Here is a 26,550-nt window from a genome sequence, read left to right as displayed (position 1 = left end):
GATGGCCGGCGCTGCCGCCCGCCCTACTCCTGTCTGGTCCCCCACCCCTGGTAGAGCACCGCCGCCGACCAGGTCGGCACGATCCGTGGCGCGTCCGGGGCCTCGGTCCGCCCGTCCCCGGCCGGGCCCGAGCGCCGGACCGCCCGGCGCAGCAGCCAGCGTGCCGTGCCCCAGGCCGCCGGCCGGATGCCCCGGACCCGCAGCGCGATCCCGTGCCGGGCGCACTCCTGGACCAACTCCCCGGCGTCGACGAAGAGACGGGGGTCGTGGATGCCCCGGGGTACGCCGGGGAAGAGTTCGGCCACCCGTATCGCCAGCAGGCGGCTCAGCAGGGTGGCGTTGAGGGTGTCCAGCACCAGCGTGCCGCCGGGCCGGAGCAGCCGGGCCGCCTCGGCCACCACCCGCCGCCAATCCGGTACGTGCTCCAGTACCTCACCGGCGGCCACCACGTCGGCGCAGCCGTCGGCCAGCGGTACCGCCCCGGCGTCCCCGTTGACCGGGGTGACGCCGTGCGCGGCGGCCTGGGCGAGCGCGGAGCGGACCAGGTCCACCCCGACGTGCCGGTAGCCCCTGCCGGCCACCCGGGGGGCGAGCAGCCCGGCTCCGCAGCCGAGGTCGACCAGGACCGCCCCGGGACGGGTGGCCGGCGGCACCAGCCCGGCCCGTGCCTCGGCCAGCCAGTGCAGCATCGCGAAGGCGCCGTCCGGCTGCCACCACTCGTCGGCCAGGTCGTCGTACTGCCGGGGGTCGTTGCGCGGCAGTCGCCGGACCCGGCTGCCGGGCGTGCTGGCCCCGGCATCCTCCCTGGTCCGCGCTCTCCGCATGCGATCGAGCCTGGCACGACCGAGCGGTAACAACCAGACTTCCCATATGTCGCATGTGGTGTTAGGGCTGGTCCGGGCGAGCCACCCCGAGCCGGCGGTCGCGGTGACCGCCGTCTCGGCCCTGCTCGCCTGGGGCGTCGGGCATCCGCCCGGCGGCATCGCGGCGGTGGCCCTCACCGTGCTGGCCAGCCAGCTCGCCATCGGCTGGGTCAACGACCGGCTCGACGCCGACCGGGACGCCGCGGTCGGCCGCCGGGACAAGCCGGTGGCCAGCGGCATGATCAGCCGACGGCTGGTCGGTGTCTCCGGGGTCCTGGCCGCCCTGGTCACCCCGCTGCCCGTACTCACCCTCAACCCGACCGCCGCCGGGGCGGCCACCCTCGCCCTGGTCTCCGCGCTGCTCTACAACTGGCCGCTGAAGTCCACCCCGCTCTCGGTGCTGCCGTACGCGGTCTCGTTCGGGACGTTGCCGGCAGTCGTCGTACTCGGGCTGCCCGGCGCGCCGACCCCGCCGGCCTGGCTGGTCGCGGCGGGCGCGCTGCTCGGCGCCGGGGCGCACTTCGCGAACGTGCTGCCGGACCTGGCCGACGACGAGCGGACCGGGGTACGCGGCCTGCCGCACCGGCTCGGCCCGGCCGGCTCCCGGCTGGCCGCCGCCGGGCTGCTGCTGGCGGCCACCGCGACCCTGGTGGTCGGGCCGCCCGGGCCGCCGTCCTGGGCCGGCCTGGCGGCGGTCGCGGTCGCCGCCGTGGTCCCGGCGGTCGGCTGGTACGCCAGCCGGGCCGCCGCCGCCCGGGGCGAGCGCCCGGTGGCCGTCTTCCGGGCCGTGATGCTCGTCGCGCTGATCGATGTCGTACTGCTGGTGACCAGCGGCCGGGTGGTCTGACCGCCCCACTCCACCGGCCCGTACCGCCCGAGCGGGCCGGGCCGGGATACCGGGTCGCCGTACGGGAGCCGATCACCGCCCACTACCCTGGAGCCCGTTGGGCCCGGGTACGGCCACCGTGCCCGTTCCGCCGACCCGGGAACGCGATGGCGACCGGGATCGCACACGAGGAGGACCAGGTGACGCGCTCGATCAGGGGGGCTCGGCGAGCCGCTGCGGTGCTGGCCGGTACGGCAGCCGCCGCCACCCTGCTGCTGTCCGGGTGCGGCGCGGGCCAGATCGCCGAGACCGCCGCCAAGGTGCCCACCAGCGTCGGCGCCAACGCCCAGTCGGCCGACAACACCTTCAAGGTCCGCAACCTGTCGATCGACTACCTGAACATCCAGGGCTACCCGGCCGGCGGCGACGCGCCGATGAACGTCGCCCTCTACAACGACTCCGGCGAGGCCGTCACGGTGCGGATCAGCTCCGCCGGTGCCCGCTCGGTGGCGCTGGCCGGCGCCTCGGCCGCGCCGACCCCGCGCGGCACCGTCTCGGCGAGCCCGCCGCCGACCACCGGCGGCCCGTCCCCGGCGGCCACCTCGGGCAGCCCGGAGCCGGGCGGCTCGCCGTCGGCGGCCCCGACCGATGGTGCCGCCGCCACCCCGTCGCCCACGGCGTCCCCGACGCTGCCGGCCGAGATCCGGATTCCGGCCGGCGGGTTCGTGATCCTGAACAAGACCGTCGGCAACTGGCTCCAGCTCTCCGGGCTGTCCGAGCCGCTGCCGCCGGGCGGCATCGTCGAGCTGAGCTTCGACTTCGGCGGCACCCAGGTGCCGGTACGGGCCCCGGTCGCGGTGCCGCTGGTGCCGGCCCCGGTCGGTACTCCGGTCGTCGGCGAGGAAGAGGAGCACGAGTAGGCCGCCGGCCGGGTGAGTCGGCTTCCGTCGTACCGATTGGTTAGCGTGCTCGGGTGACGACCAGCCGAGCCACGTCCCGCCCCGCCGCCGGGCGCGGCCGGGCCGCGAGCCGCGAGCCCAGACCCGCCTACGAGTGCGACGCCTGTGGCCACCAGCCGCCCAAGTGGGTCGGCCGGTGCCCGGAGTGCGGCGAGTGGGGCGCGGTCGTCGAGTCGACGCTCACCGGTCCGACCGTCTCCGGCCGGGTGGTGAGTTCCCGGGCGCCGGCCGAGCCGGCCCGGCCGATCGCCACCATCAGCGCCGCCCCGGCCAGGGCCCGCCCCACCGGCGTGCCCGAGCTGGACCGGGTGCTCGGCGGCGGTCTGGTCCCCGGCGCGGTGGTGCTGCTCGCCGGTGAGCCGGGGGTCGGCAAGTCGACGTTGCTGCTCGACGTCGCCCAGCAGTGGGCGGCCGGTGCCGGCAGCCCGTCGCTGGTGGTCAGCGGCGAGGAGTCGGTGAGCCAGGTCCGGCTGCGGGCCGAGCGGATGGGCACCCTGCACGACCAGCTCTATCTGGCGGCCGAGAACGACCTCTCCGCCGTGCTCGGCCACCTCGACGCGGTCAAGCCGGGCCTGCTGGTGCTGGACTCGGTGCAGACCGTCTCCACCCCGGGCACCGAGGGGGTGCCGGGCGGGGTCACCCAGGTCCGGGCGGTCACCGCCGCCCTGGTCGCGGTCGCCAAGGAGCGGGGCCTCGCGACCGTACTCGTCGGGCACGTCACCAAGGACGGCCAGGTCGCCGGGCCCCGGGTGCTGGAGCACCTGGTCGACGTGGTGCTGCACTTCGAGGGCGACAAGCACTCCTCGCTGCGGATGGTGCGCGGCGTCAAGAACCGGTTCGGCACCGCCGACGAGGTCGGCTGCTTCGAGATGCACGAGGGCGGGATCAGCAGCCTGGCCGACCCGTCCGGGCTGTTCCTGACCCGCTCCGCCGACCCGGTGCCCGGCACCTGCGTGACGGTGGCGATGGAGGGTCGGCGGGCGCTGGTCACCGAGGTCCAGGCGCTGATCGGCGCCACGGTGGCCGGGTCGCCCCGGCGGACGGTCTCCGGGCTGGACAGCGCCCGGCTGGCGATGGTGCTGGCGGTGCTGCAACGCCGGACGGAACGGCTGACCCTGCACGACCGGGAGGTCTTCGCGGCCACCGTCGGCGGGATCCGGGTGGTCGAGCCGGCCGCCGACCTGGCGGTCGCCCTGGCGGTCGCCTCCGGCGGGCTCAACCTGGCCATCGCGCCGGACCTGGTGGCGATCGGCGAGGTGGGGCTGACCGGTGAGGTGCGCCGGGTCGCCGCCGTGCCGCGCCGGCTGGCCGAGGCCGCCCGGCTCGGCTTCAGGTACGCCCTGGTGCCGACCGGCTGCGGGCCGAGCGCCAGCGGGGTGACTCCGGAGAACATGCGGGTGATGGAAGTCACCGACGTACGATCGGCGCTGCAAGCCGTGGCGCGGGTGTCGGCTGAGTAACCATACGATCACACCAGGCTGTGGTTGGTCGGGGCGTGGCATGCTTACGGCCGTTGCCACCTGCGGCCGGGCGGGACGGCCACGCCCGGCAAGGCTTGCCAATCAGCTACAAACTGGACACTACGCGGCCGGTCCCGGACGGTACCGACGGCGCGCCGATGGGAGGAAGCAGGCACAGTGGCACGTCACAGTAACCGCGACAGCACCGAACGCAGGGCAGTCCGTAGAATGTCCGAGTGCCGATCGACCGCGACGCGAACCGAACCGCCAGCGCGGCTCCTCCTGTCCGCACCAGTGCCGGTGCCTCGGCCCGCCCCGTCGGCGTCGGCATGACCATGAACGGGACAGGGCCGACCGGGGATCCGTTGCGGGCCAACCTGGCGCTGATGGCGCCGGGCACGGCCCTGCGGGACGGGCTGGAGCGCATCCTGCGCGGCCGTACGGGCGCGCTGATCGTGCTCGGCTACGACCGGGTCGTCGAGACGCTCTGCACCGGCGGCTTCCCGCTCGACGTCGAGTTCTCCGCCACCCGGGTCCGCGAACTGTGCAAGATGGACGGCGCCGTGGTGCTCTCCAGTGACGGCACCCGGATCGTCCGGGCCGCCGTGCACCTGATGCCCGACCCGACGATCCCGACCGAGGAGTCCGGCACCCGGCACCGCACCGCCGAGCGGGTCGCCCGGCAGACCGGCTTCCCGGTGATCTCGGTCAGCCAGTCGATGCGGATCATCAGCCTCTACGTCAACGGCCAGCGACACGTACTCGACGACTCGGCCGCGATCCTGTCCCGGGCCAACCAGGCGCTGGCCACCCTGGAGCGCTACAAGCTCCGCCTCGACGAGGTCTCCGGCACCCTCTCCGCGCTGGAGATCGAGGACCTGGTCACCGTACGGGACGCGGTCGCCGTGGTGCAGCGGCTGGAGATGGTCCGGCGGATAGCCGACGAGATCGCCGGTTACGTGGTGGAGTTGGGCACCGACGGCCGGCTGCTCGCCCTCCAGCTCGACGAGCTGATGGCCGGGGTGGACGCCGACCGGACCCTGGTGATCCGCGACTACCTGCCGACCGGGCGCAAGGCCCGGACCCTCGACGAGGCCCTGGTCGAGCTGGACCTGCTCACCGCCACCGAGCTGATCGACCTGGTCGCGGTCGCCAAGGCGATCGGCTACCCGGGTGCCTCCGACGCGCTGGACGCGGCGGTCAGCCCGCGCGGGTTCCGGCTGCTCGCCAAGGTGCCCCGGCTGCCCGGGCTGGTGGTCGACCGGCTCGTCGGCCACTTCGGCAGCCTGCAACGGCTGCTCGGCGCCACCGTGGAGGACCTACAGGCCGTCGACGGGGTCGGCGACGCCCGCGCCCGGGGCGTACGGGAAGGGTTGTCCCGGCTCGCCGAGGCGTCCATTCTGGAGCGCTACGTCTGACCCTGACCGTCGGCGCCGGCCGGGTCGTCCCTGCCGCCCGGCTCTCCGGCAGCGGGATGGTGCCGGAGGTCAGCCGGTGATGGTTATCCGGACCGGGTCGCTGTGCTTGTTGCCGAGCCGGCCGAAGAGCTGGTAGGTGCCGGCCGCCGGATAGGGCCCGGCGGCGAGCTGGTTGGCGCACTTGGAACTCTCCCGCCCGTTCCAGGAGATGGTGTACGCGTTCTCGTGGCTGGGCGGGAACGGCCGGATGTCGTTGGACCGGACCTCGCTGCACACGTCCGACGACCAGACCTTCCGGGCCCCGGACTTGATGTAGAGCTCCTGGAGGTCGGCGCCGACGTCCCGGTTGCAGGTACGGCTGGAAATGTTCTTGATCTTGATTCGTAGCTCGATCGGCACGCCCCGCTGCGCGGAGGTCTGCGAGGGCACCGGAATCACCGAGATCTCCTGGTCGGTGCACTCGTTGTCGACCGGCGGCGGTGCAGTCGGCACCTGACCGCCGCCCGCCGGCTCGACCGAGGTCTCCTCCTCGTCCGCCGGAGGCGCGTCCGACGGGTCACCCCCGCCCGGACCACCCGACTCCGGTGCACCCGACTCGGGAGGGCCGGACGCCGACGGGTCGACCTCCGGGGTGAGCGTCGGGGACGGCCCGGAGCCGGCGGTCCTGTCCCTTCCGGAGTCGTCCGCCCCACCCGTGTTGACGCAGGAGTAGAGCACCACGATCAGGAAGAGCAGCATGGCGCCGAGCACGACGGCTCGACGCCGCCAATACACGGCGGGCGGAAGGGGGCCAACCGTCAGACGCATGATGGTTTCACCGTATCGGCACGGGTGGCCGGGACGCCCGCGACGCGCCGGAGGCCCACCACGCGGTATCGGCGCAGCCGGTCAAAGATAGACCTTGCGCTGGTAGACCGCGTGCGCGCCGGCCACCCGGTCCAGGAACAGCCGGCCCGCACAGTGGTCGATCTCGTGCTGGAGCGCCCTGGCCTCGAAGCCGTCGGTGACCAGCCGTACCGCCGCTCCGGTGCCGGGCAGGAGCCCCCGCACCACCACCCGACTGGCCCGCTTCACGTCGCCGGTGAGGTCGGGGACCGACATGCAGCCCTCCCGGCCCGGCCGCCAGCGGCTCGCCTCGACGACCTCCGCGTTGCAGAGCACGAAGGTGCCGTGCAGGGTGACGGCCTTGGGATGCCCGGTCACGTCCACCGCGAAGACCCGGGCCCCGACCCCGATCTGCGGTGCGGCCAGTCCGACACAGCCCGGCGAGACCCGCATGGTGGCCACCAGGTCGGCGGCGAGCCGGACCACCTCGTCGGCACAGGGGTCGACGGTGGCACCGGCCCGGCTCAACACCCCGGCCGGCGCGGTCACCACCGGGCGTACCCGGCCCGGGTCGCCGAGCAGCTCGGGTGTCCAGTCGCCCAGGCCGCACTCCTCGGCCGTCCCGGAAGCGTCCTTCGCCGTCACAGCAGATCCGAGTCGGCTCGCCGCAGGGTGACCTCCACGTCCAGCCCGGCGCCCACCTCGGCCAGCCGGGCGGCGACCGCCTCGGCCGCGTCCGGCCGCAACTCCACCTCGGCGAGGAGCACGTAGAGCGGCCCGGTCAGCCGGGTGGTCAGGTCGGTGACGTTGCCGCCGGCCTCGGCGAGTACCCGGGTCAGCGTGGCGACGATGCCGAGCCGGTCGGCGCCGTGCACCGCCATCAGGTACGGCTCGCCGAACGGCGTACTCGTCGCCTCGGCGCCGACCTGGCGGACCGTCGCCACCAGCGGGCCGTCCGCGACAACCGGGGCCAGCGCGGCCTCCGCCTCGGCACCGGACGGGCCGACGCAGATCAGCGTCATCGCGAAGTGCCCGCGCAACCGGGTCATGGTCGAGTCGGTCAGGTTGGCCCCGACCTGGGCCAGCGCCTCCGTCACGTCGGCCACGATGCCGGGCCGGTCCGGACCGATGACGGTGATCGCGAGCTCGTTCATCCGGGCAGTCTGCCCGATCATCCGCCCCACCCGGACCCCGACCCGGCATCCGGCCCACGCTCCGGGACGGACCGACACCTGGGCACTCGGCGCGGGTCCGGCGGCTCGACCCGGTAACCGGCCCACGCTCCGGGACGGGCGGACACCACGGCGCGCCCGGCACGGTCTTCGGGTCCGGCGGCTCGACCCGGCGTCCGGATCACGCTCCAGGATGGGCGGACACCACGGCGCGCCCGGCACGGTCTTCGGGTCCGGCGGCTCGACCCGGCGTCCGGCCCACGCTCCAGGATGGGCGGACACCCGGGTGCCCGCCACGGCCGCCGGGCGGGCCGGCATGACAGGATCGACGGCGCCATGTCGACACCAACGCAGCTCGCCGCCGACGCCATCCGGTGGTACGACGAGAACGCCCGTGACCTGCCGTGGCGGGAGCCCGGGATCGGGGGATGGCCGATCCTGGTCAGCGAGGTCATGTTGCAGCAGACCCCGGTGGTGCGGGTACTCCCCGCCTGGCGGGCCTGGCTGACCCGATGGCCCCGGCCGGCCGACCTGGCCGCCGACACTCCCGCCGAGGCGATCCGGATGTGGGGACGGCTCGGCTATCCCCGGCGGGCGCTACGGCTGCACGAGTGCGCGGTGGCCGTACTGGAACGGCACGGCGGCGAGGTGCCGACCGGGCTGGACGAGTTGCTGGCGCTGCCCGGCGTCGGCGACTACACGGCTCGGGCGGTGGCGGCGTTCGCGTACGGGCAGCGGCACCCGGTAGTTGACACCAACGTACGCCGGCTGGTGGCCCGGGCCGTCGCCGGAGAGCCGGACGCGGGGCCGGCGACCCGTCCCGCCGACCTGGTCGCCACCGAGGCGCTGCTGCCGGCGGTACCGGAGCGGGCCGCCCGGGCCAGCGCCGCGTTCATGGAGTTGGGGGCGCTGGTCTGCACCGCCCGGGCACCCCGGTGCGTCGACTGTCCACTGGCCGCCCGGTGCGCCTGGCGGGCGTCGGGGCGTACCGCGCCGTCCGGCCCGAGCCGCCGCCCACAGCGGTACGCCGGTACCGACCGCCAGGTCCGGGGCAGGCTGCTGGCCGTACTCCGGGAGGCCACCGGTCCGGTGCCCCGGGTCCGGCTGGACCTGGTCTGGTCGGACGACCTGCAACGCTCCCGGGCGCTGGCCGGGCTGATCGAGGACGGCCTGGTGGAGATGGTCGACGACACCTGCGTACTGGCCGGCGAGGGGCGCGTCGACGGATAACCGGCGCCGCCCCGGCGAACGCGCCGGTGCCGGCAGTCCCCGGGCAGACGAATTCGGCCCGGTGGCGACTGCCACCGGGCCGAACCGCCGGTTACCTGAGCTGCCGGTCGGCTACTCGTCCGCGCCGGCCGGGGCGGTGTTGCCGAGGTCGGCCGGCACCGCGTCGGGCACCGGGACCGGCTTCTCCGCGCCGCGGAACACCAGCTTGGACTTGTCGACGTCGTCCGGGTTGCCCTCGCAGTCCACGACCACGATCTGGCCCGGCGTCAACTCGTTGAACAGGATCCGCTCCGACAGGTTGTCCTCGATGTCGCGCTGGATCGTCCGCCGCAGCGGCCGGGCGCCCAGCACGGGGTCGAAGCCCTTCTTCGCCAGGTATTTCTTGGCGTTGTCGGTCAGCTCGAGGCCCATGTCCTTGTTGCGGAGCTGGGTCTCGATCCGCTGGATCATGATGTCCACGATCGAGAGGATCTCGATCTCGTTGAGCTGGTGGAACACGATCGTGTCGTCGATCCGGTTGAGGAACTCCGGCCGGAAGTGCTGCTTCAGCTCGTCGTTGACCTTCTGCTTCATCCGCTCGTAGTTCGAGTCGGAATCCTCGGATGCCTGGAAGCCCATCGAGACCGCCTTGGCCACGTCCCTGGTGCCCAGGTTGGTGGTCAGGATGATGACCGTGTTCTTGAAGTCCACGATCCGGCCCTGGCCGTCGGTCAACCGCCCGTCCTCCAGGATCTGGAGCAGGGTGTTGAAGACGTCCGGGTGGGCCTTCTCGATCTCGTCGAACAGGACCACCGAGAACGGCCGTCGCCGCACCTTCTCGGTGAGCTGGCCACCCTCGTCGTAGCCGACGTAGCCGGGAGGCGCCCCGACCAGCCGCGACACGGTGTAGCGGTCGTGGAACTCGGACATGTCGAGCTGGATCAGCGCGTCCTCGCTGCCGAAGAGGAACTCGGCGAGCGCCTTGGAGAGCTCGGTCTTACCGACACCGGACGGGCCGGCGAAGATGAACGAGCCGGAGGGGCGCTTCGGGTCCTTCAGGCCGGCCCGGGTACGCCGGATGGCCTTCGAGACCGCCTTGACCGCGTCCTCCTGGCCGATGACCCGCTTGTGCAGCTCGTCCTCCATGCGGAGCAGCCGGGAGGTCTCCTCCTCGGTGAGCTTGTAGACCGGGATGCCGGTCCAGTTCGCCAGTACCTCGGCGATCTGCTCGTCGTCGACCTCGGAGACCACGTCCAGGTCGCCGGCCTTCCACTCCTTCTCCCGCTGCGCCTTCTGGCCGAGGAGCTGCTTCTCCTTGTCCCGGAGCTGGGCGGCCCGCTCGAAGTCCTGCGCGTCGATCGCGGACTCCTTGTCGCGGCGCACCTGGGCGATCCGCTCGTCGAAGTCGCGCAGGTCCGGCGGCGCGGTCATCCGGCGGATCCGCATCCGGGCACCGGCCTCGTCGATCAGGTCGATCGCCTTGTCCGGCAGGAACCGGTCGGAGATGTACCGATCGGCGAGCGTCGCCGCCGCGACCAGCGCGGCGTCGGTGATGCTCACCCGGTGGTGCGCCTCGTAGCGGTCCCGCAGGCCCTTGAGGATCTCGATGGTGTGCGCCAGCGACGGCTCACCCACCTGGATCGGCTGGAACCGCCGCTCCAGGGCGGCGTCCTTCTCCAGGTGCTTGCGGTATTCGTCCAGCGTCGTCGCGCCGATGGTCTGCAACTCGCCACGGGCCAGCATCGGCTTGAGGATGCTCGCCGCGTCGATCGCGCCCTCGGCGGCACCCGCACCCACCAGGGTGTGGATCTCGTCGATGAACAGGATGATGTCGCCGCGGGTGCGGATCTCCTTGAGCACCTTCTTGAGGCGCTCCTCGAAGTCACCGCGGTATCGCGAGCCGGCGACCAGGGCACCCAGGTCAAGCGTGTAGAGCTGCTTGTCCTTGAGCGTCTCCGGCACCTCGCCCTTGATGATCCGCTGGGACAGCCCCTCGACGACCGCGGTCTTGCCGACCCCGGGCTCGCCGATCAGGACCGGGTTGTTCTTGGTACGGCGGGAGAGCACCTGCATCACCCGCTCGATCTCCTTCTCCCGGCCGATGACCGGGTCGAGCTTGCCCTCCCGGGCGGCCTGGGTGAGGTTGCGGCCGAACTGGTCCAGCACGAGGCTGGTCGACGGCGCGGCCTCGCCCGGCGCGGTACCGGCGGCGGCGGGCTCCTTGCCCTGGTAGCCGGAGAGGAGCTGGATGACCTGCTGGCGGACCCGGTTGAGGTCGGCGCCGAGCTTCACCAGCACCTGGGCGGCGACGCCCTCACCCTCGCGGATCAGGCCGAGCAGGATGTGCTCCGTACCGATGTAGTTGTGGCCGAGCTGCAACGCCTCGCGCAGCGACAGCTCCAGCACCTTCTTGGCCCGCGGCGTGAACGGGATGTGCCCGCTCGGCGCCTGCTGGCCCTGGCCGATGATCTCCTCCACCTGCTGGCGGACGCCCTCCAGGGAGATGCCGAGGCTCTCCAGGGCCTTTGCCGCCACGCCCTCACCCTCGTGGATGAGGCCGAGCAGGATGTGCTCCGTACCGATGTAGTTGTGGTTGAGCATCCGGGCTTCTTCTTGAGCCAGGACGACAACCCGCCGCGCTCGGTCGGTGAACCGCTCGAACATGCCCTCGTGCTCCTCACGTGCCGTGCGCACTCGATCTTGATGGCCAAGCATCGTGGCGGGGCCACCACCCGGACGCCCGAGGCGGACATCCGTGCTCCCTTACTCTATCGCCGCGAGCCGACTCTCCTGAGGTCGTGTGTTCCCGGAATGAGCCATGTACGCGACGTTTTTCCCAACCGCCCACGCTCAGCGATGCTTCCCAGACCGTCCGCTGTACGCGCAGAGCGAAATTCGAGCCCCCGCCCGGGCGACGCGGCCCCGCGTCATCCACAGGCTGTGGACAACTTCGTCCACCGGGTGTGGACAACGCCTGGGCCGCCAGGATGTTCCCTGCTCGGCATGATCGTTCCCCGACGGCGCCGGGCCGGCGTCAACCGCACGGCGCCGGGTGGGCGTTCACCGCACGCTGGCAACCCGTGCGGCGGAGCCTCGCCGGGGTGCGTGGCGGGGCCGGGGAGCGACCGGCGGCACCGACCGGTCGACGAAGCGGACACTCGACCCAATCGTCTCATACCGCCCGGCACGGAGAAAAAATATATGCGGGGTGGGTGGACCCCAGCCGTCCACCCACCCCGCGAGGGTCAAGGAGCGCCGATGCCTAGCGGCCCGCCTTGGCGTGGTACTCGTCCACGATCTCCTGCGGGATACGCCCGCGGTCGGAGATGTCCTTGCCTTCCTTCTTGGCCCAGGCCCGGATCGCCTTGTTCTGCTCACGGTCGGCGGTGGCGCCACCCCGCCCCCGTGCGGCACGACCACCGACCACCACGCCGCCCCGGCCCACCTTCGAGCCGGCCGCGACGTACGGGGCGAATAGGTCCCGCAATTTGCCGGCGTTCTTGTCCGACAGGTCGATCTCGTACTGCACGCCGTCGAGCGAGAACTTGACGGTCTCGTCCGCGTCTCCGCCGTCCAGGTCATCGACCAGCTTGTGAATGATCTGCTTGGCCACGTGTCGCTATCCTTTCGAGCAGGTTCGCCGCAAACAAGAGCACAATAGCCCGTTAGATGCTTGCTCCGTCAATAGGACGGCGAAACTACGCGACAAGCCGGGGGCGGCAACTACTCCGGGCGGACCATCGGGAAGAGGATGGTTTCCCGAATTCCGAGGCCGGTGAGGGCCATCAGCAGCCGGTCGATTCCCATTCCCATGCCCCCGAGCGGCGGCATTCCGTACTCCATGGCCCGGAGGAAGTCCTCGTCGAGGCGCATCGCCTCGTCGTCGCCCTTGGCCGAGCGCTGGGCCTGGGCCACCAGCCGCTCCCGCTGCACCACCGGGTCGACCAGCTCCGTGTAGCCGGTGGCCAGCTCGAAACCGAGCACGTAGAGATCCCATTTCGCGGTCAGCCCCGGCTCGTCGGGGTGCGCCCGGACCAGCGGGCTGGTCTCTTCCGGGTAGTCCCGGACGAAGGTCGGCTGGCGCAACGTGGGTACGACCAGTTCCTCGAAAAGCTCCTCGGCGAGCTTGCCCGGACCCCACTTGGTGTCGACCGCCAGTCCGACCTTTTCCGCGTATCCCAGCAGGTCGGCCATGCCGGTGCGAACGGTCACCTCCTCGCCGAGCGCCTCGGAAAGGGTGCCGTAGAGGGTCACCGAAGGCCACTGGCCACCGAGGTCGAACTCGGTGCCGTCGGCGTGCGTCACCACGTGCGACCCGGCCGCGGCGAGCGCGGCGGCCTGCACCAGGTCACGGGTGAGAGCCGCCATCGTGTCGTAGTCACCGTACGCTTCGTACGTCTCGAGCATGGCGAACTCGGGCGAGTGCGAAGAGTCGACCCCCTCATTACGGAAGTTACGGTTGATCTCGAAGACCCGGTCGATGCCGCCGACCGCCGCCCGCTTGAGAAAAAGCTCGGGGGCGATTCGCAGATACAGATCCGTGTCTAACGCATTGCTGTGCGTCACGAATGGCCTGGCCGTGGCCCCGCCCGGCAGCGGTTGCAGCATGGGGGTTTCCACTTCGATGAAACTCCGGGCGTGCAGCGAATCGCGCAGACTACGCAGCGTCGCCGCCCTGGTGCGTACCATCTCGCGGGCCCGGGGGCGCACGATCAGATCCACATAACGCTGCCGGACCCGGGCCTCCTCGCTAAGCGGCTTGTGCGCCACCGGCAGCGGCCGGAGCGACTTCGCGGTCAGCTCCCAGGAATCGACGAGCACGGAAAGCTCCCCGCGCCGGCTGGTAATCACCTCACCGGTCACCCCGACATGGTCGCCGAGGTCGACCAGCCGCTTCCAGGCGTCGAGCCGCTCCGGGCCGACCCGGTCGAGCGAGAACATCGCCTGGAGTTCGGTGCCGTCACCGTCCCGCAGCGTGGCGAAACAGAGCTTGCCGGTGTTGCGTACGAAGATCACCCGGCCGGTGACCGCGGCGACGTCCCCGCTCGCGGTGTCGGTCGGTAGGTCCGCGTAACGGGCCCGGATCTCGGCGAGAGTCGCGGTACGCGGATATCCCACCCGGTACGGCTCGACGCCCTCGGCGAGCATGCGGTCCCGCTTCTCCCGGCGGACCCGCATCTGCTCGGGAAGGTCGTCCACGGGGTCGGCGGGGTTCGGGATCTGCTGGCTCACGGCACGCTTCCTCGGGAATTGTGTGTCGGCGGAGTTCGGCCCCGAGCGTACTCAAGTGCCGGGGCGGTGGGGCACTGGATAACCTCCAGGCATGGTCGACCAGTCCCACGCCCTCTCCTTCGGTGTCGCGGCCGAGAGCTACGACCGGTACCGACCGAGCTATCCGGAGCCGGCCGTGGGGTGGGCGGTCGGCCGTCCCGCCCCGGCCGAGGTGCTGGATCTCGGCGCCGGCACCGGCATCCTCACCCGGGTACTGCTGCGGGTCGGCCATCGGGTGACACCGGTCGAGCCCGATCCGGGGATGCGGGCCAGGCTCGACGCCGCCACCCCCGGCACGGTTGCCCGGGCCGGCTCGGCCGAGCGGGTGCCGCTGCCGGACGGGTCGGTGGACGCGGTCGTCGCCGGGCAGGCGTACCACTGGTTCGACCATCCGGTGGCGCATGCCGAGGGGGTCCGGCTGCTCCGCCCCGGCGGGACGTACGCGGCGATCTTCAACCACCGGGACGAGTCGGTGGGCTGGGTGGCCGCGCTGACCGCGATCACCGTCGAGCTGCTCGGCGGGGGCGGCGTCCGGAGTAGCGACGGACCCGGGATCGACGGGTACGGCCCGGAGTTCGCGCCGGTCGAACGGAACGAGTTCCGGCACAGCGTGACGCTCACCCCGGAGGCCCTGGTCGGGATGGTCAGCACCCGGTCGCACTACCTCACCGCCAGCCCGGAGCGGCAGCGCGAGGTGGCCGACGCCATTCGGGAGCTGACCGCCAGCCATCCGGACCTGGCCGGGCGGGAGAGCTTCGCGCTGCCGTACCGGACGCTGGTCTTCCGGGGCCGCCGACGCTGAGCCGGGCGACTCTCTTCCGGGGCCCGGCGCTGAGCCGGGCGGCTCTTCCAGGGGCGACGACGCCGAGCCGGGTGGCGGAGGCCGACCGACGGGGGTGTCAGCGGTTGCGGTCGTAGACCATGCGGAGCCCGATCAGCGTGATCATCGGCTCGTGGTGGGTGATCGTCCGGCACTCGCCGATCACCAGCGACGCCAGCCCGCCGGTGGCGATCACCGCCCGCACCTCGCCCAACTCACCGACCATCCGCTCGACGATCCGGTCCACCTGGCCGGCGAAACCGAAGTACATCCCGGCCTGGAGGCACTCCACGGTGTTCTTGCCGATCACCGAACGGGGTACGGCCGGCTCGACCTTGCGCAGTTGCGCCGCCCGGGCGGCCAGCGCGTCGAAGGAGATCTCGATTCCGGGCGCGAACGCACCGCCGAGGAACTCCCCCCGGCCACTGATCACGTCGAAGTTGGTGGTGGTGCCGAAGTCGACCACGATCGACGGCCCGCCGTAGAGGGTGAACGCGGCGAGGGTGTTCACCACCCGGTCGGCGCCGACCTCCTTCGGGTTGTCGATCGCCAACTGCACCCCGGTCTTCACCCCCGGCTCGACGATCACGTTGGGGATGTCGCCGTAGTAGCGGGCCAGCATCGTACGCAGCGAGCGCAGCGCCGCCGGCACCGTCGAGCAGGCGGCCACCCCGGTGATCTCCACCGCGTCCCCGGCCAGCAGTCCGCGCAGCTTGAGGCCCAGCTCGTCGGCGGTGGACCGGGCATCGGTCTTGATCCGCCAGGAGTGCACCAGCTTCTCGCCCTCGAAGGTCGCCAGCACGGTGTTGGTGTTACCGATGTCGATACAGAGCAGCATGTCGTCAGTCCCGGGCCCCGAGTCGTGGCGCGTCCCGCCGCTACGCGGCGCGCGAGCGGAGGTCCAGTGCGATGTCCAAGATAGGCGAGGAGTGGGTCAGCGCCCCAACCGAGAGGTAGTCGACGCCGGTGGCGGCGTAGTCAGCGGCGGTCTCCAGGGTCAGCCCGCCGGTCGCCTCCAGCTCGGCGCGGTCGCCCACCGCCGCCACCACCTCGGTCAGCAGCGCCGGGGACATGTTGTCGCAGAGCAGGAAGTCGGCACCTACCTCCACCGCCTCCAGCGCCTCCGCCACCGTGGTCACCTCGACCTGGACCGGCACCGCCGGGAACGCCGCCCGGACCCGCCGGTACGCCGGACCGATGCCGCCGGCCGCCAGCTTGTGGTTGTCCTTGATCATCGCCACGTCGTACAGCCCGAGCCGCTTGTTGGCGCCGCCGCCGGCCCGGACGGCGTACTTCTCCAGCGGGCGCAGCCCCGGGGTGGTCTTCCGGGTGTCCAGTACGGTCGCCTTGCTGCCGCCCAGCGCCGCCACCCAGGCCCGGGTGTGTGTCGCCACCCCGGAGATCCGGCAGAGCAGGTTCAGCGCGGTCCGCTCGGCGGTGAGCAGTCCCCGGGTCGGCCCGGTCACCGTGGCCAGCACGTCCCCCTCGGCGACCTCGGCACCGTCGGCGGCCACCGGCAGCACCCGTACGCCCGCGCCGCCCGCCAGCTCGAAGACGGCCGCCGCCACGGCCAGCCCGGCCACCACCCCGGCGGCCCGGGCCACCACGTCGGCGGTGTCGACCTGCTCGTCCGGAACGGTGGCCACACTGGTCACGTCCAGTCGCTCCGGCCCCAGGTCCTCGTCCAGCGCCCCCCGGACGATGCGTTCCACCTCCGCCGGGTCGAGCCCGGCAGCCCGCAGCGCCTGCGTGGTCGAGTCTGTCAGCACAGTGCCTCCCAGTCCTGTTCGAGGTTGCCCGCCGGACCGATCGACCCGACCAGGTGTCCGAGCCAATCGTCGCGTGAATCCGAGTAATCCTCGCGCCAATGGCAGCCCCGGGTCTCCTGCCGGGCGTACGCCGCGCCGACCAGCGCCGCCGCCACCGTCACCAGGTTGGTCGCCTCCCAACTCGCGGTACGCGGCGCACCCCGGGTCGCGCCCAGCGTCACCAGCTCGGCGGCGGTGGCCCGGAGCGAGTCGGCGGAGCGGAGCACCCCGGCACCCCGGGTCATCGCCCGGGCCAGGCTCTCCCGCACCGCCGGGTCGACCGTGGCGCCCTCGCCGCCCCGCCACGCCCCGGTCGGTGCCGGCTCGACCTGCGCCGGCAGGTCCCGGGCGATGTCCTGGGCGATCCGGCGGGCGAAGACCAGCCCCTCCAGCAGCGAGTTGCTGGCCAGCCGGTTGGCGCCGTGCACGCCGGTGCAGGCGACCTCGCCGCAGGCGTACAGGCCGGGGATGGAGGTGTGGCCGTGCAGGTCGGTGCGTACCCCACCGGAGGCGTAGTGCGCGGCCGGGGCAACCGGGATCGGCTGCTCGGCCGGGTCGATCCCGGCCGCCAGGCAGGAGGCGACGATGGTGGGGAAGCGCCGGGCCAGGAACTCCGCGCCGAGGTGCCGGGCGTCCAGGAAGACGTGGTCGGCGCCGGTGGCCAGCAGTACCCGATGGATCCCCTTGGCCACCACGTCCCGGGGCGCCAGCTCGGCCAGCTCGTGCTGGCCGACCATGAACCGCTTGCCGTCCGCGTCGACCAGGTGGGCGCCCTCGCCGCGCAGCGCCTCGGAGACCAGCGGCTGCTGTGCCGCCCGTGCCCCGTCGGCCCTGGGGGCGGCCGGCGCCATCAGCGCGGTCGGATGGAACTGGACGAACTCCAGGTCGGTCACGGCGGCACCGGCTCGGATGGCGAGGGCGACGCCGTCGCCGGTGGAGACCGCCGGATTGGTGGTGGCGGCGAAGACCTGCCCCATTCCGCCGGTGGCCAGCACCACCGCCCGGGCCAGGATCGCCCCGACGCCGTCCTCGCTGCCCTCGCCGAGTACGTGCAGGGTGATCCCGCAGGCCCGGCCGGGACCGGCCCAGCCGCCGTCCGGGGCCCGGAGCAGGTCGAGGACGAGGGCGTGCTCGACCAGCCGGATCCAGGGGTCCCGGCCGACCGCCGCGTGCAGCGCCCGCTGCACCTCGGCCCCGGTCGCGTCGCCGCCGGCATGCACGATCCGGTCGGCCCGGTGCCCGCCCTCCCGGGTCAGCATCAGCGAGCCGTCCGGGTTGCGGTCGAACTCCGCACCCACCCGGATCAGCTCCCGCAGCCGGGTCGGCCCCTCCTCCACCAGTACCCGGACCGCCGCCGGGTCGCAGAGCCCGACCCCGGCCAGCTCGGTGTCCGAGGCGTGCGCCGCCGGAGTGTCCAGCGGATCGAGTACGGCCGCGATGCCGCCCTGCGCCCACCGGGTGGAGCCGTCGTCGATGTTGACCTTGGTCACCACGGTCACGTGCAGTCCCGCCTCGCGCAGGTGCAGTGCGGCGGTGAGCCCGGCGATGCCCGACCCGATCACGATCACGTCGGTCGTCTCCACCCAGCCGGGTGCCGGCGCGGCCAGCAACCGGGGTACCACCGGCAGGTCGACGGTCGGAAACTGCATCACTCCAGTCAACCGCGTACCGGTGCGATCGGGTGGCCCGGGGCCGGCAGAAGTGGCCTACGACGCTCCCCGATCCGGGTCGGAGAGGCCGACCCGTTCCGGGTCGACCGAAGGGCCGGCCGAGCGGGCCCGCCCCGATCGACGGGAGTGCCCGGCCATGATCGCGCAGGTCAGCCCCGGGAGATCGACCGGGATCAGCCGGTCCGGATCGGCAGGCCGCTGTTGCCGGCGCCCTTGAGCGAGCGGGTGAACTTGCCGTCCGAGACCCACAGGTAGCACCGGACCCCCCGGTTGCCCGACGTCCAGTCGTCCCGCCCGCCCGGCAGCGTCACGACGCCGGTACGGAACCGGATCGTGCTCTGCGACACCCCGACGAACCGGGCGGCGACGGTGTAGCAGCCGTCGTAGAAGGGCTGCCAGTCCCGCTCGGCCGTCGGATATTTCAACGTCGCCGGTGCCCGCCACACCCCGGTGAACTCGGAATTGTGCCGGGCCGAGCACTCCGCCGGGGGCATCCGGTCGATCGTCTCGGTCCGGGTCAGGGTGGTGGCGTAGCAGCCGAGCAGCAGCGGCCCGGCCTCGCGGAGCGCGCCCTTCAGGCTCGCCGTCCGGCCGACCGCGTCGCCGTCCTCCTCTACGTTGGACAGTTCGGTCATGTCACAGCGGAACCACCTGGCCCCGGCCGCCCAGCCCTGCGGGGAGGGCACCGCCACCCCGAGCCAGAGCCGGCCGGTACGCCAGTCCGCGCCGAGGAAGCCGCGCGCCCGGTTGTCGCACTCGGCGTACGCGGTGGTGAACTGGGGCGAGCCCGGTGCCGGCGGCTTCTCCGCCTCGCTGGCCGCCCCGGCGAACGTGCCCACGTGCACGGTCTCCAGCCGGTGGTTGGTGGTGCAGTCCACCGGCACGTACGACGACAGGTAGACCGTCTCGGAGAAGTCCGCCGAGTGGCAGGTCTCGGCCGCCGGGGTGAAGACCGTCGGCTCGCCGACCGGAGCCCAGTTGTTGGTGAGGTCGCCGTCCGTACCGGCCGGAGGCGCGCAGCCGGCGGCACCGAGCACCACTGCCCCGGCCGCCGCCAGGGCGCTCATCCAACGGCGCATCGCGTCCTCCCCAGGGCGACAAACAGTCCGGATGGCTGCACCCTAGGTTAACCGGCGGCGTCATCCGGACGGCGAGATCATCGCCCCGGCGGGTCGCCCAGGGGAGGCCGCCGGGGACGCCGACCGGGCCCGGGCAAGCGTGACGGAGCAGGCCCGGGTAGCCGGATTGGAGCAGGCCGGGTCAGCGGAATGGAGCGGCGGTCGGCGGGACTGGAGCAGGCGGGTCGGCGGGGCTGGAGCGGGCCGGTCAGCGGGACTGGAGCGGGCCGGTCAGCGGGACTGGAGCGGGCCGGTCAGCCGGTGGCGACGAGGTCGCCCCGGACCGGGTCGCCGGCCATTCCCGGTACGGCGCCCGCCGGGTCCGCGCCCAGCTCGATGATCCGGTTCGCCGCGTCGACGTGCACGATCCGGGGCTGGTACGTCCGCGCCTCGGCGTCGTCCATCTGACCGTACGAGATCAGGATGACCAGGTCGCCGGGGTGTACCAGGTGCGCGGCGGCCCCGTTGATGCCGATCACGCCACTGCCGCGCTCACCGGCGATCACGTACGTCTCCAGCCGTGCCCCGTTCGTCACGTCCACGATCGCGACCTGCTCGCCGGGGAGCAGGTCGGCGGCGTCCAGCAGGTCGGCGTCGATGGTCACCGAGCCGACGTAGTGCAGGTCCGCCTGGGTCACCGTGGCCCGGTGGATCTTCGACTTGAGCATGGTGCGGAACATCGGGTACGTCCTCCGTGGTGCAGGGGTTTCGCGGGCGGTCGTCGCCACGCCTCAGTCAGCCGGTGCGGGAGGCGGGGCCAGCTCGACCGGCAGGTTGTCGATCAGTCGGGTGGCGCCGACCCAGGCGGCCACCAGCATCCGGGCCGGTCCGGTGGCCGGTGCCGGGCCCAGGTCCGGGGCGGTCAGCACCAGGTAGTCGAGCTTGGCGCCGGTCGTACCCTCGCCGAAGGCGCGGTAGGCGGCGGCGAGCGTACCGTCGGCACCCCGGCCGGTCTCGGCGGCGGCGCTGCCGGCCCGCAGTGCCGCCGACAGCCGCAGCGCTGCGGTCCGCTCCTCGGCCGAGAGGTAGCGGTTACGGCTGGACAGCGCCAGCCCGTCCGGCTCGCGTACGGTCGGCACGCCGACGATCTCCACGTCCAGTTCCAGGTCCCGGACCATCTGGCGGACCAGGGTGAGCTGCTGGTAGTCCTTCTCGCCGAAGAACGCGACGTCCGGCCGGAGCAGGTTGAGCAGCTTCGCCACCACGGTGAGTACCCCGGTGAAGAAGCCGGGGCGGCTGGCCCCCTCCAACTCCTCGCCGAGACTGCCCGGGTCGACCCGGACCATCGGCCCGCCGTCCGGATACAGCTCCTCGCGGGACGGGGCGAAGACGTACCGCACCCCGGCCGCCCGGCAGACCGCCAGGTCGGCCTCGAAGGTCCGGGGGTACCGGTCGAAGTCCTCGTTCGGGCCGAACTGGAGCGGGTTCACGAAGATCGTCGCCAGTACGCGGTCGGCCCGCTCCCGGGCCGCCCGCAACAGCGCCTCGTGCCCGGGGTGCAGGGCGCCCATGGTCATCACCACCGCCAGCTCCCCGGGCAGCGACGCCAGGGTGGCCGCCAGCTCCGCCCGGGTACGCAACACCGTGGTCATCTCGGCTCCCCACTTCCCCCGGTCACGCGGCGGCGACCTTGCGGTCCCGGTCGGCCAGTACCCCGAGCAGGAACTCGGCGTCGGCCGGGCGGAGCCGACCGGCCGCGATCGCCCGGTCGGCGGTGCGGCGGGCCAGCGCCAGATAGCCGGGCACCGACTCCGGGGCGGTGGCGGCCAGCCGGTCCAGGTGCCGGGCGATCGTACCGGCGTCGCCCCGGGACACCGGCCCGGTCAGCGCCGCGTCGCCGAGCCGCAGCGAGTTGTCCAGAGCGGCCCGGAGCAACGGCCCGAGCACCTTCGCCGGCTGGGTCACCCCGGCGGCCCGGAGCAGGTCCGCCGCCTCGTTGACCAGCGTGACAAGGTGGTTCGCGCCGTGCGCGAGAGCGGCGTGGTAGAGCGGGCGGTCCAGTTCGGCCACCCACTCGGGTACCCCGCCGAGGTCGGCGACGAGCCGGACGGCGAACGGCCGCAGCGGCTCCGGGACGGTCACCCCGTACGAGATGCCGGCCAGCCGGTGCAGGTCCTCGGCGGTACCGGTGAAGGTCATCGCCGGGTGCAGCGCCAGCGCGTACGCCCCGACCGCCACGGCCGGGGCGAGCACGTCGAGCCCGTGCGCGCCGGAGGTGTGCGCCAGTACCTGCCCCGGCCGGAGCGCACCGGTCCCGGCCAGCCCGGCGACCACCGGGCCCAGCGAGTCGTCCGGTACGGCGACCAGCAGCAGGTCGGCAGCGGCCCGGGCCACCTCGTCGGCGGGGCGTACGGCGGTCCCCGGCAGCAGCCGGTCGATCCGGTCCCGGGCGGCGGTCGACACCCCGGCGGCGGCGACTACCCGGTGCCCAGCCTGGCCGAGCGCGGCACCGAGTACGGCACCGACCCGACCGGCGCCGATCACGCCGACGGTGAGCTGGCGGGGGAAGAGCGGGGGCGACTGGCCCTGGCCGGCGCGGTCACGGCTCGGGGCGGCGGCCGGTGGCCGGGCCGACCCGCCGGAGGCGGCGGTACGCGGGCGCGCGGAAGCGCTCATAGCGGTGATCCAGTCCTCGATAAGTGGTACCGGTCGATCGCAAGTATGCGCCGTCCGGCCAGCTCAGGACCAAGGGGTTGTGAAAACCTTCACCGCCCGCCGGAACCCTGCCGAAGCCCCGCGGAAGCCCTGCCGGAGCCTTGCGGAAGCTCTGCCGGAGTCCTGCGGAAGCCCTGCCGGAGTCCTGCGGAAGCCCTGCCGGAGTCCGGTCGCGCCGGGGCGGCGACGCCCTCTAACGGGAGCGCCGCCGCCACCCGACGGGTGGGCCGGGATCAACGAGGCGGGAGTCTCAGTGCCGGGTCGGGCGGAGGAAGCCGGCGTCGAGGAACTTGAAGTTGGTGTTCGGCCGGGCCTCGCCGGTCGAGTCCGTCTCGTCCGGGGTGTTCTGGCCGTCGTGCACCACCAGCAGCCCGCCGGGGTAACCGGGCAGCGGGGTCGAGACCACCGCCGCGCCGTCACACTCCTGCGACCCGTCCACCACGCCGTCGGCCACCGCGAACCGGCCGAGCGGCCGGTTGGTCCGGCGGTCGTACGTGTAGAACGTGTCGTCACCCTGGCTGGAGACGACCAGTACGCCGTCCCGCTGCCCGGTCTGGTAGATCGTCAGCCCCTCCACGTCGGCCGCGATCCGGCCGCCGAAGCCCGGATCGGCGTCGTAGTCCACCACGCAGTCGTCCTCCTCCGGGTCGAACGCCGCCGGTATGCCGAACTCCCGGGTCCGCTCCACCGACACCGGCCGCCCCGAGAACCGCCCGTCCCGGACACCGACCCGCCACAGCCCCACCGTCTCCTGGGCCAGGTAGGCGGTGCCGTCCGCCGGGTCCACCACCATGCCCTCGACCTGCGGGCCGTCCCCGGGGTCGGCGCACGGCTGCCACTGCGAGCCGTCCGGCAGCCGGAACGACGCCGGCAGGGTCAACCCGTCGACCCGCTGGTACGACATCTTCCCGTGCCGGGCCACCAGCCGGAACAGCCCTACCTCCGGGGTGCTGCGCCGGCTGACCACGGCGTACCAGGTGCCGTCGGCGTCCCGATAGGTGGCCAGCCCGTACGCCGTACGCTGCTCGTTCACCTCGGCCTGGTCCCGACTGAACGCGTACGGGACGTCCGGGGCGGTCACGTCGACGAGCCGCCGCCCGGCCGGGTCGACCAGATAGAACCGCAGCTTGTCCCGTCCCCGGTCGCTGACCACCGCCAGGTCGGCCCGCCGACCGCCGAGCGGGAAGCCGGTGGCCAGGTCCACGTTGTTGAACCGCCCGGCCTCGTCCTCCGGTCCGGGCGGGGGCGGGGTGGCGATCGCCTGCCGCTCCCGTCCTCGCAGGTCGTAGACGCGCAACCCGCCATTCTTCGCGGTCGCGATCACCAGGCTCCCGCCCCGGTCGGTCGGGTGCAGCCAGATCGCCGGGTCGTCCGCGTCCGCGTCACCGCCGGCCTCGTCGTCGTAGAGAGCCGGAGTCTCCAGCACGGCCCGGACCGGGCTCGGCGACTCGTCGGGGCGGGGCGTCGCGGCGGCCGGGCCCGCCGGAGCGGCCAGCAGCAGGGGTACGGCGAGCACGGTGGCGAGCAGCGGTCTTCTCATGACCGCCGACCGTAGGAGCGCAGCGGTGCCGGCCGCTGAACGGCGGGTGAACCCGGGGGATCTGTGCCGCATAACCTGGGCCGATGCCGATCGGATGGCGAGCCGCGATGACCACCGCGCTCTACGGTGCCCACGGGTTCTTCGTCAGCGGCGCCGGACCGGCCGCGCACTTCCGGACCAGCGCCCACGCCGTACCGGTGCTCGGCGGCGCCCTGCTGCGGCTGCTGGACCGACTCGACGCCGCGCTGGGCCGGCCGGACCCGCTGCACGTGGTCGACGTCGGCGCCGGGCGAGGTGAACTGCTCGGCACCCTGGCCCGGCTCGCCCCGCCGGAACTCGCCGCCCGGCTCCGGCTGACCGCGGTCGAGCTTGCCCCGCGCCCGGACACCTTGCCGGAGACGGTCGAATGGCGTTCGGACCTGCCGGAGCGGGTCGTCGGGCTGCTGCTCGCGACCGAGTGGCTGGACAACGTACCGCTGGACGTGGCGGAGCCCAGCCCCGCCGGCTGGCGACGGATCCTCGTCGACCCCGCCACCGGTACGGAGTCGCCCGGCGGCCCGCTCGACCCGGCCGAGACGGAGTGGCTGACCCGCTGGTGGCCGACCCCACCGGACCAGCAGTCGCCCAGCCGGGCCGAGTTGGACCAGCAGTCACCGGGCCGGGCCGAGCCGGACCAGCAGTCGACCAGCCAGGTCGGGCCGGACCAACCGTCGACGGGCTGGACCGAGCCGGACCAACCGTCGCCCAGCCGGGCCGAGCCGGACGAGGCGTTGCCGGGCCGGGTGGAGATCGGGCTGGCCCGGGACGCCGCCTGGGCCGAGGCGGTCGGCAGTCTGCACCGGGGGCTGGCCCTCGCCGTCGACTACGGACACCTGCGGGACAGCCGCCCACGCCACGGCACGCTCACCGGATTCCGGGCCGGCCGGCAGGTGGCACCGGTACCGGACGGCAGTTGCGACCTGACCGCGCACGTCGCGATGGACTCGGTGGCGGCGGCCGGTACGGCGCTGGCTGGCCGGCCGTACACCCTGGTCGGGCAGTACACCGCGCTGCGGGCGCTCGGGGCCGACGGGCGCCGACCCGCGCTGGCGCTGGCCTCGGCCGACCCGGCCGGCTACGTCCGGGCGCTCGCCCGGGCCTCCACGGCGGCCGAACTCACCGATCCGGCCGGCCTCGGCGGCCACTGGTGGCTGCTCCAACCGGTCGGGGTCGATCCGGGCCCGTCCGGGTGGCTCGGTGCAGAACCCGCTGGACCGGCACCGGGGCGGCCCGCGAGATGACCTCGTAGTCGCGAACCGGACCGGCCGCCCAGTTCGGCCAGCGGTGCGGGCGGGCGGATCGTGGCACGATGGCGGGCATGACTGCCGACACCGGGGCGCTGCGGGAGCTGACCGTCGGCACCGGGGCGGGCCTCGACACCGCCGACATGGTGCTGAACATCGGGCCGCAGCATCCGTCGACCCACGGCGTACTCCGGCTCAAGCTGGTGCTCGACGGCGAGCGGGTGATCGCCTGCGAGCCGATCGTCGGCTACATGCACCGGGGCGCGGAGAAGCTCTTCGAGGTACGCGACTACCGGCAGATCATCGTGCTCGCGAACCGGCACGACTGGCTCTCGGCGTTCTCCAACGAGTTGGGCGTGGTGCTCGCGGTCGAGCGGATGATGGGGATGGAGGTGCCGGAGCGGGCCGTCTGGCTGCGTACCGCGCTGGCCGAGCTGAACCGGGTGCTCAACCACCTGATGTTCCTCGGCTCCTATCCGCTGGAGATCGGCGCCATCACCCCGATGTTCTACGCGTTCCGGGAACGCGAGACCCTCCAGGCGGTGATGGAGGAGGTCTCCGGCGGCCGGATGCACTACATGTTCAACCGGGTCGGCGGGCTCAAGGAGGAGGTGCCGGCCGGCTGGACCGGGCGGGTCCGGGCGGCGATCGGGGAGGTACGCCGCCGCCTGCCGGACCTGGACAACCTGATCCGGCGCAACGACATCTTCCTGGCCCGTACCGTCGGGGTCGGGGTGCTCTCCGCCGCCGACGCCGCAGCGTACGGCGCCTCCGGGCCGGTCGCCCGGGCCTCCGGGCTCGACCTCGACCTGCGCCGCGACGAGCCGTATCTCGCGTACGGGTCGCTGGAGGTGCCGGTGGTGACCCGGAGCGCCGGCGACTGTCACTCCCGGTTCGAGGTGCTGCTCGACCAGGTGTACGTCTCACTCGACCTGGCGGAACGCTGCCTGGACCAGGTGGACCGGATCAGCGGTCCGGTGAACGTGCGGCTGCCGAAGGTGGTGAAGGCGCCGGAGGGGCACACCTACGCCTGGACCGAGAACCCGCTCGGGATCAACGGCTACTACCTGGTGTCCCGGGGCGACAAGACCCCGTGGCGGATGAAGCTGCGCACCGCCTCGTACGCCAACGTGCAGGCCCTGGCCACGCTGCTGCCCGGCTCTCTGGTGCCGGACCTGATCGCGATCCTGGGCTCGATGTTCTTCGTCGTCGGCGACATCGACAAGTGACGTTCTCCCCGTCCAGGTGGAACGGCCGGGTCAGCCCCGGACGGTGAACCTTTTTCCACCTCCCCTTGCGGTCCGACGGGCCGCAAGGTCGGACGCGGTGCGTAAGCGCCGCGCGGTTCAGGTTGAAAAGGTTCAGTGGCGCGGTGGTCAGCGCCAGTCGCCGTCGGCGGGATAGCCGTACTCCGACCGTCGGGTGCCGCCGGCCCGGGGTGACTCGTCCAGCGGCGGGTAGCCGTACTCCTCGTCCTCCCGGTGCCGCCGCCCCCGCCGGGCCGGCTCCGGCTCGGGCTCCTGCCGGGGCGGACCCCAGACGGACGCCGGGTCCACCCCTCCGGCGGGCAGTGCTGGAGCACCGCCGGACCGCTCCCAGCCCCGGCCGTCGCCGAGATCACCACCGCCGCCACGCCGGGCACCGCCACCGAGG

General features: G+C 73.1%; 23 protein-coding genes and 1 pseudogene. 8 read left to right on the top strand and 16 right to left on the bottom strand.

The annotated features are described in order from the left end of the window. Positions 1-23 precede the first annotated feature (23 nt). The gene (locus Pma05_RS13580; RefSeq protein ID WP_203857747.1) at positions 24-824 is read right to left on the bottom strand and encodes a methyltransferase domain-containing protein; all 801 of its coding nucleotides are present in this window, start codon (positions 822-824) and stop codon (positions 24-26) included. Between Pma05_RS13580 and Pma05_RS13575 the strand changes: the two genes are divergently transcribed. From Pma05_RS13575 to disA, 4 genes are all read left to right on the top strand, one after another. Further along, positions 823-1,710 (top strand): UbiA family prenyltransferase, encoded by an 888-nt coding sequence (locus Pma05_RS13575; RefSeq protein WP_372441468.1) that lies wholly within the window; start codon positions 823-825, stop codon positions 1,708-1,710. The genes Pma05_RS13580 and Pma05_RS13575 overlap by 2 nt on opposite strands. 179 nt (positions 1,711-1,889) lie before the next feature. Beyond that, on the top strand, positions 1,890-2,609 hold the full coding sequence (locus tag Pma05_RS13570) for a hypothetical protein (protein WP_203857745.1): 720 nt from the start codon (positions 1,890-1,892) through the stop codon (positions 2,607-2,609). Positions 2,610-2,662: 53 nt separating this feature from the next. Continuing rightward, positions 2,663-4,108 carry a DNA repair protein RadA gene (gene radA, locus Pma05_RS13565; RefSeq protein WP_203857744.1) on the top strand — a complete coding sequence of 482 codons (1,446 nt, stop codon included), beginning with the start codon at positions 2,663-2,665 and terminating at the stop codon, positions 4,106-4,108. Positions 4,109-4,344: 236 nt separating this feature from the next. Beyond that, entirely contained in the window at positions 4,345-5,526 is a 1,182-nt protein-coding gene (gene disA, locus Pma05_RS13560; RefSeq protein ID WP_203857743.1) for a DNA integrity scanning diadenylate cyclase DisA, read from the top strand. A gap of 69 nt (positions 5,527-5,595) precedes the next feature. Here the strand turns inward: disA and Pma05_RS13555 are convergent, their stop codons facing one another. From Pma05_RS13555 to Pma05_RS13545, 3 genes are all read right to left on the bottom strand, one after another. Next, positions 5,596-6,333: a hypothetical protein gene (locus Pma05_RS13555; protein WP_203857742.1), complete on the bottom strand. Its 738-nt coding sequence runs from the start codon at positions 6,331-6,333 to the stop codon at positions 5,596-5,598. Between the two features lie 81 nt (positions 6,334-6,414). Next, a complete protein-coding gene (locus tag Pma05_RS13550; protein WP_203857741.1) occupies positions 6,415-6,996 on the bottom strand; it encodes a peptide deformylase in 582 nt (193 codons plus the stop codon). Next, complete coding sequence (locus Pma05_RS13545; protein ID WP_203857740.1) at positions 6,993-7,505, bottom strand: glycine cleavage system transcriptional repressor; 513 nt, start codon at positions 7,503-7,505, stop codon at positions 6,993-6,995. The genes Pma05_RS13550 and Pma05_RS13545 overlap by 4 nt, the downstream gene beginning before the upstream one ends. A 354-nt stretch (positions 7,506-7,859) precedes the next feature. Between Pma05_RS13545 and Pma05_RS13540 the strand changes: the two genes are divergently transcribed. After that, positions 7,860-8,753, top strand: coding sequence for an HhH-GPD family protein (locus Pma05_RS13540; RefSeq protein WP_203857739.1), 894 nt, complete (start codon positions 7,860-7,862; stop codon positions 8,751-8,753). 111 nt (positions 8,754-8,864) lie between these two features. Here the strand turns inward: Pma05_RS13540 and Pma05_RS13535 are convergent, their stop codons facing one another. From Pma05_RS13535 to lysS, 3 genes are all read right to left on the bottom strand, one after another. Then, on the bottom strand, positions 8,865-11,396 hold the full coding sequence (locus tag Pma05_RS13535; protein ID WP_203858043.1) for an ATP-dependent Clp protease ATP-binding subunit: 2,532 nt from the start codon (positions 11,394-11,396) through the stop codon (positions 8,865-8,867). Positions 11,397-11,994: 598 nt separating this feature from the next. Next, positions 11,995-12,345: a histone-like nucleoid-structuring protein Lsr2 gene (locus tag Pma05_RS13530; RefSeq protein WP_192766542.1), complete on the bottom strand. Its 351-nt coding sequence runs from the start codon at positions 12,343-12,345 to the stop codon at positions 11,995-11,997. A gap of 110 nt (positions 12,346-12,455) precedes the next feature. After that, complete coding sequence (gene lysS, locus Pma05_RS13525) at positions 12,456-13,910, bottom strand: lysine--tRNA ligase (RefSeq protein WP_372441478.1); 1,455 nt, start codon at positions 13,908-13,910, stop codon at positions 12,456-12,458. 145 nt (positions 13,911-14,055) lie between these two features. On the opposite strand from lysS, the gene Pma05_RS13520 reads away from it, so the two are divergent. Then, positions 14,056-14,805: a class I SAM-dependent methyltransferase gene (locus tag Pma05_RS13520; RefSeq protein ID WP_203857737.1), complete on the top strand. Its 750-nt coding sequence runs from the start codon at positions 14,056-14,058 to the stop codon at positions 14,803-14,805. Between the two features lie 97 nt (positions 14,806-14,902). Here Pma05_RS13520 and Pma05_RS13515 read toward each other — a convergent pair whose 3' ends face one another. The 8 genes from Pma05_RS13515 to Pma05_RS13480 all read right to left on the bottom strand — a co-directional run bounded on the left by Pma05_RS13515 (position 14,903) and on the right by Pma05_RS13480 (position 23,614). Then, entirely contained in the window at positions 14,903-15,661 is a 759-nt protein-coding gene (locus Pma05_RS13515) for a type III pantothenate kinase (protein WP_203857736.1), read from the bottom strand. 40 nt (positions 15,662-15,701) lie between these two features. Then, positions 15,702-16,589 carry a carboxylating nicotinate-nucleotide diphosphorylase gene (nadC, locus tag Pma05_RS13510; RefSeq protein WP_203858042.1) on the bottom strand — a complete coding sequence of 296 codons (888 nt, stop codon included), beginning with the start codon at positions 16,587-16,589 and terminating at the stop codon, positions 15,702-15,704. Continuing rightward, on the bottom strand, positions 16,586-18,280 hold the full coding sequence (locus tag Pma05_RS13505) for an L-aspartate oxidase (RefSeq protein WP_203857735.1): 1,695 nt from the start codon (positions 18,278-18,280) through the stop codon (positions 16,586-16,588). Before Pma05_RS13505 ends, nadC begins: the two co-directional genes overlap by 4 nt. Before the next feature lie 194 nt (positions 18,281-18,474). Continuing rightward, positions 18,475-19,380 (bottom strand): septum formation family protein, encoded by a 906-nt coding sequence (locus tag Pma05_RS13500; protein WP_203857734.1) that lies wholly within the window; start codon positions 19,378-19,380, stop codon positions 18,475-18,477. 293 nt (positions 19,381-19,673) lie between these two features. Then, the gene (gene panD, locus Pma05_RS13495) at positions 19,674-20,099 is read right to left on the bottom strand and encodes an aspartate 1-decarboxylase (RefSeq protein ID WP_203857733.1); all 426 of its coding nucleotides are present in this window, start codon (positions 20,097-20,099) and stop codon (positions 19,674-19,676) included. A 51-nt stretch (positions 20,100-20,150) separates the two neighbouring features. Further along, a complete protein-coding gene (gene panC, locus Pma05_RS13490; protein ID WP_203857732.1) occupies positions 20,151-21,011 on the bottom strand; it encodes a pantoate--beta-alanine ligase in 861 nt (286 codons plus the stop codon). A 22-nt stretch (positions 21,012-21,033) separates the two neighbouring features. Beyond that, positions 21,034-22,035 carry a DUF2520 domain-containing protein gene (locus tag Pma05_RS13485; RefSeq protein ID WP_203857731.1) on the bottom strand — a complete coding sequence of 334 codons (1,002 nt, stop codon included), beginning with the start codon at positions 22,033-22,035 and terminating at the stop codon, positions 21,034-21,036. A 289-nt stretch (positions 22,036-22,324) separates the two neighbouring features. Then, on the bottom strand, positions 22,325-23,614 hold the full coding sequence (locus tag Pma05_RS13480; protein ID WP_203857730.1) for a phytase: 1,290 nt from the start codon (positions 23,612-23,614) through the stop codon (positions 22,325-22,327). Positions 23,615-23,697: 83 nt separating this feature from the next. Between Pma05_RS13480 and Pma05_RS13475 the strand changes: the two genes are divergently transcribed. Then, complete coding sequence (locus tag Pma05_RS13475; RefSeq protein WP_203857729.1) at positions 23,698-24,894, top strand: SAM-dependent methyltransferase; 1,197 nt, start codon at positions 23,698-23,700, stop codon at positions 24,892-24,894. A 68-nt stretch (positions 24,895-24,962) separates the two neighbouring features. Further along, positions 24,963-26,126 (top strand): NADH-quinone oxidoreductase subunit D, encoded by a 1,164-nt coding sequence (locus Pma05_RS13470; RefSeq protein ID WP_203857728.1) that lies wholly within the window; start codon positions 24,963-24,965, stop codon positions 26,124-26,126. Between the two features lie 147 nt (positions 26,127-26,273). Here the strand turns inward: Pma05_RS13470 and Pma05_RS13465 are convergent. Continuing rightward, positions 26,274-26,550: pseudogene (locus tag Pma05_RS13465) on the bottom strand (hypothetical protein); the annotation flags it as partial.

Origin of the sequence: Plantactinospora mayteni (genome assembly GCF_016862935.1) — a bacterium.
Taxonomy (GTDB): Bacteria; Actinomycetota; Actinomycetes; order Mycobacteriales; family Micromonosporaceae; genus Plantactinospora; species Plantactinospora mayteni.
Note: the sequence above shows the minus strand (reverse complement) of the source record. Positions and strands in the feature narration are given on the sequence as shown.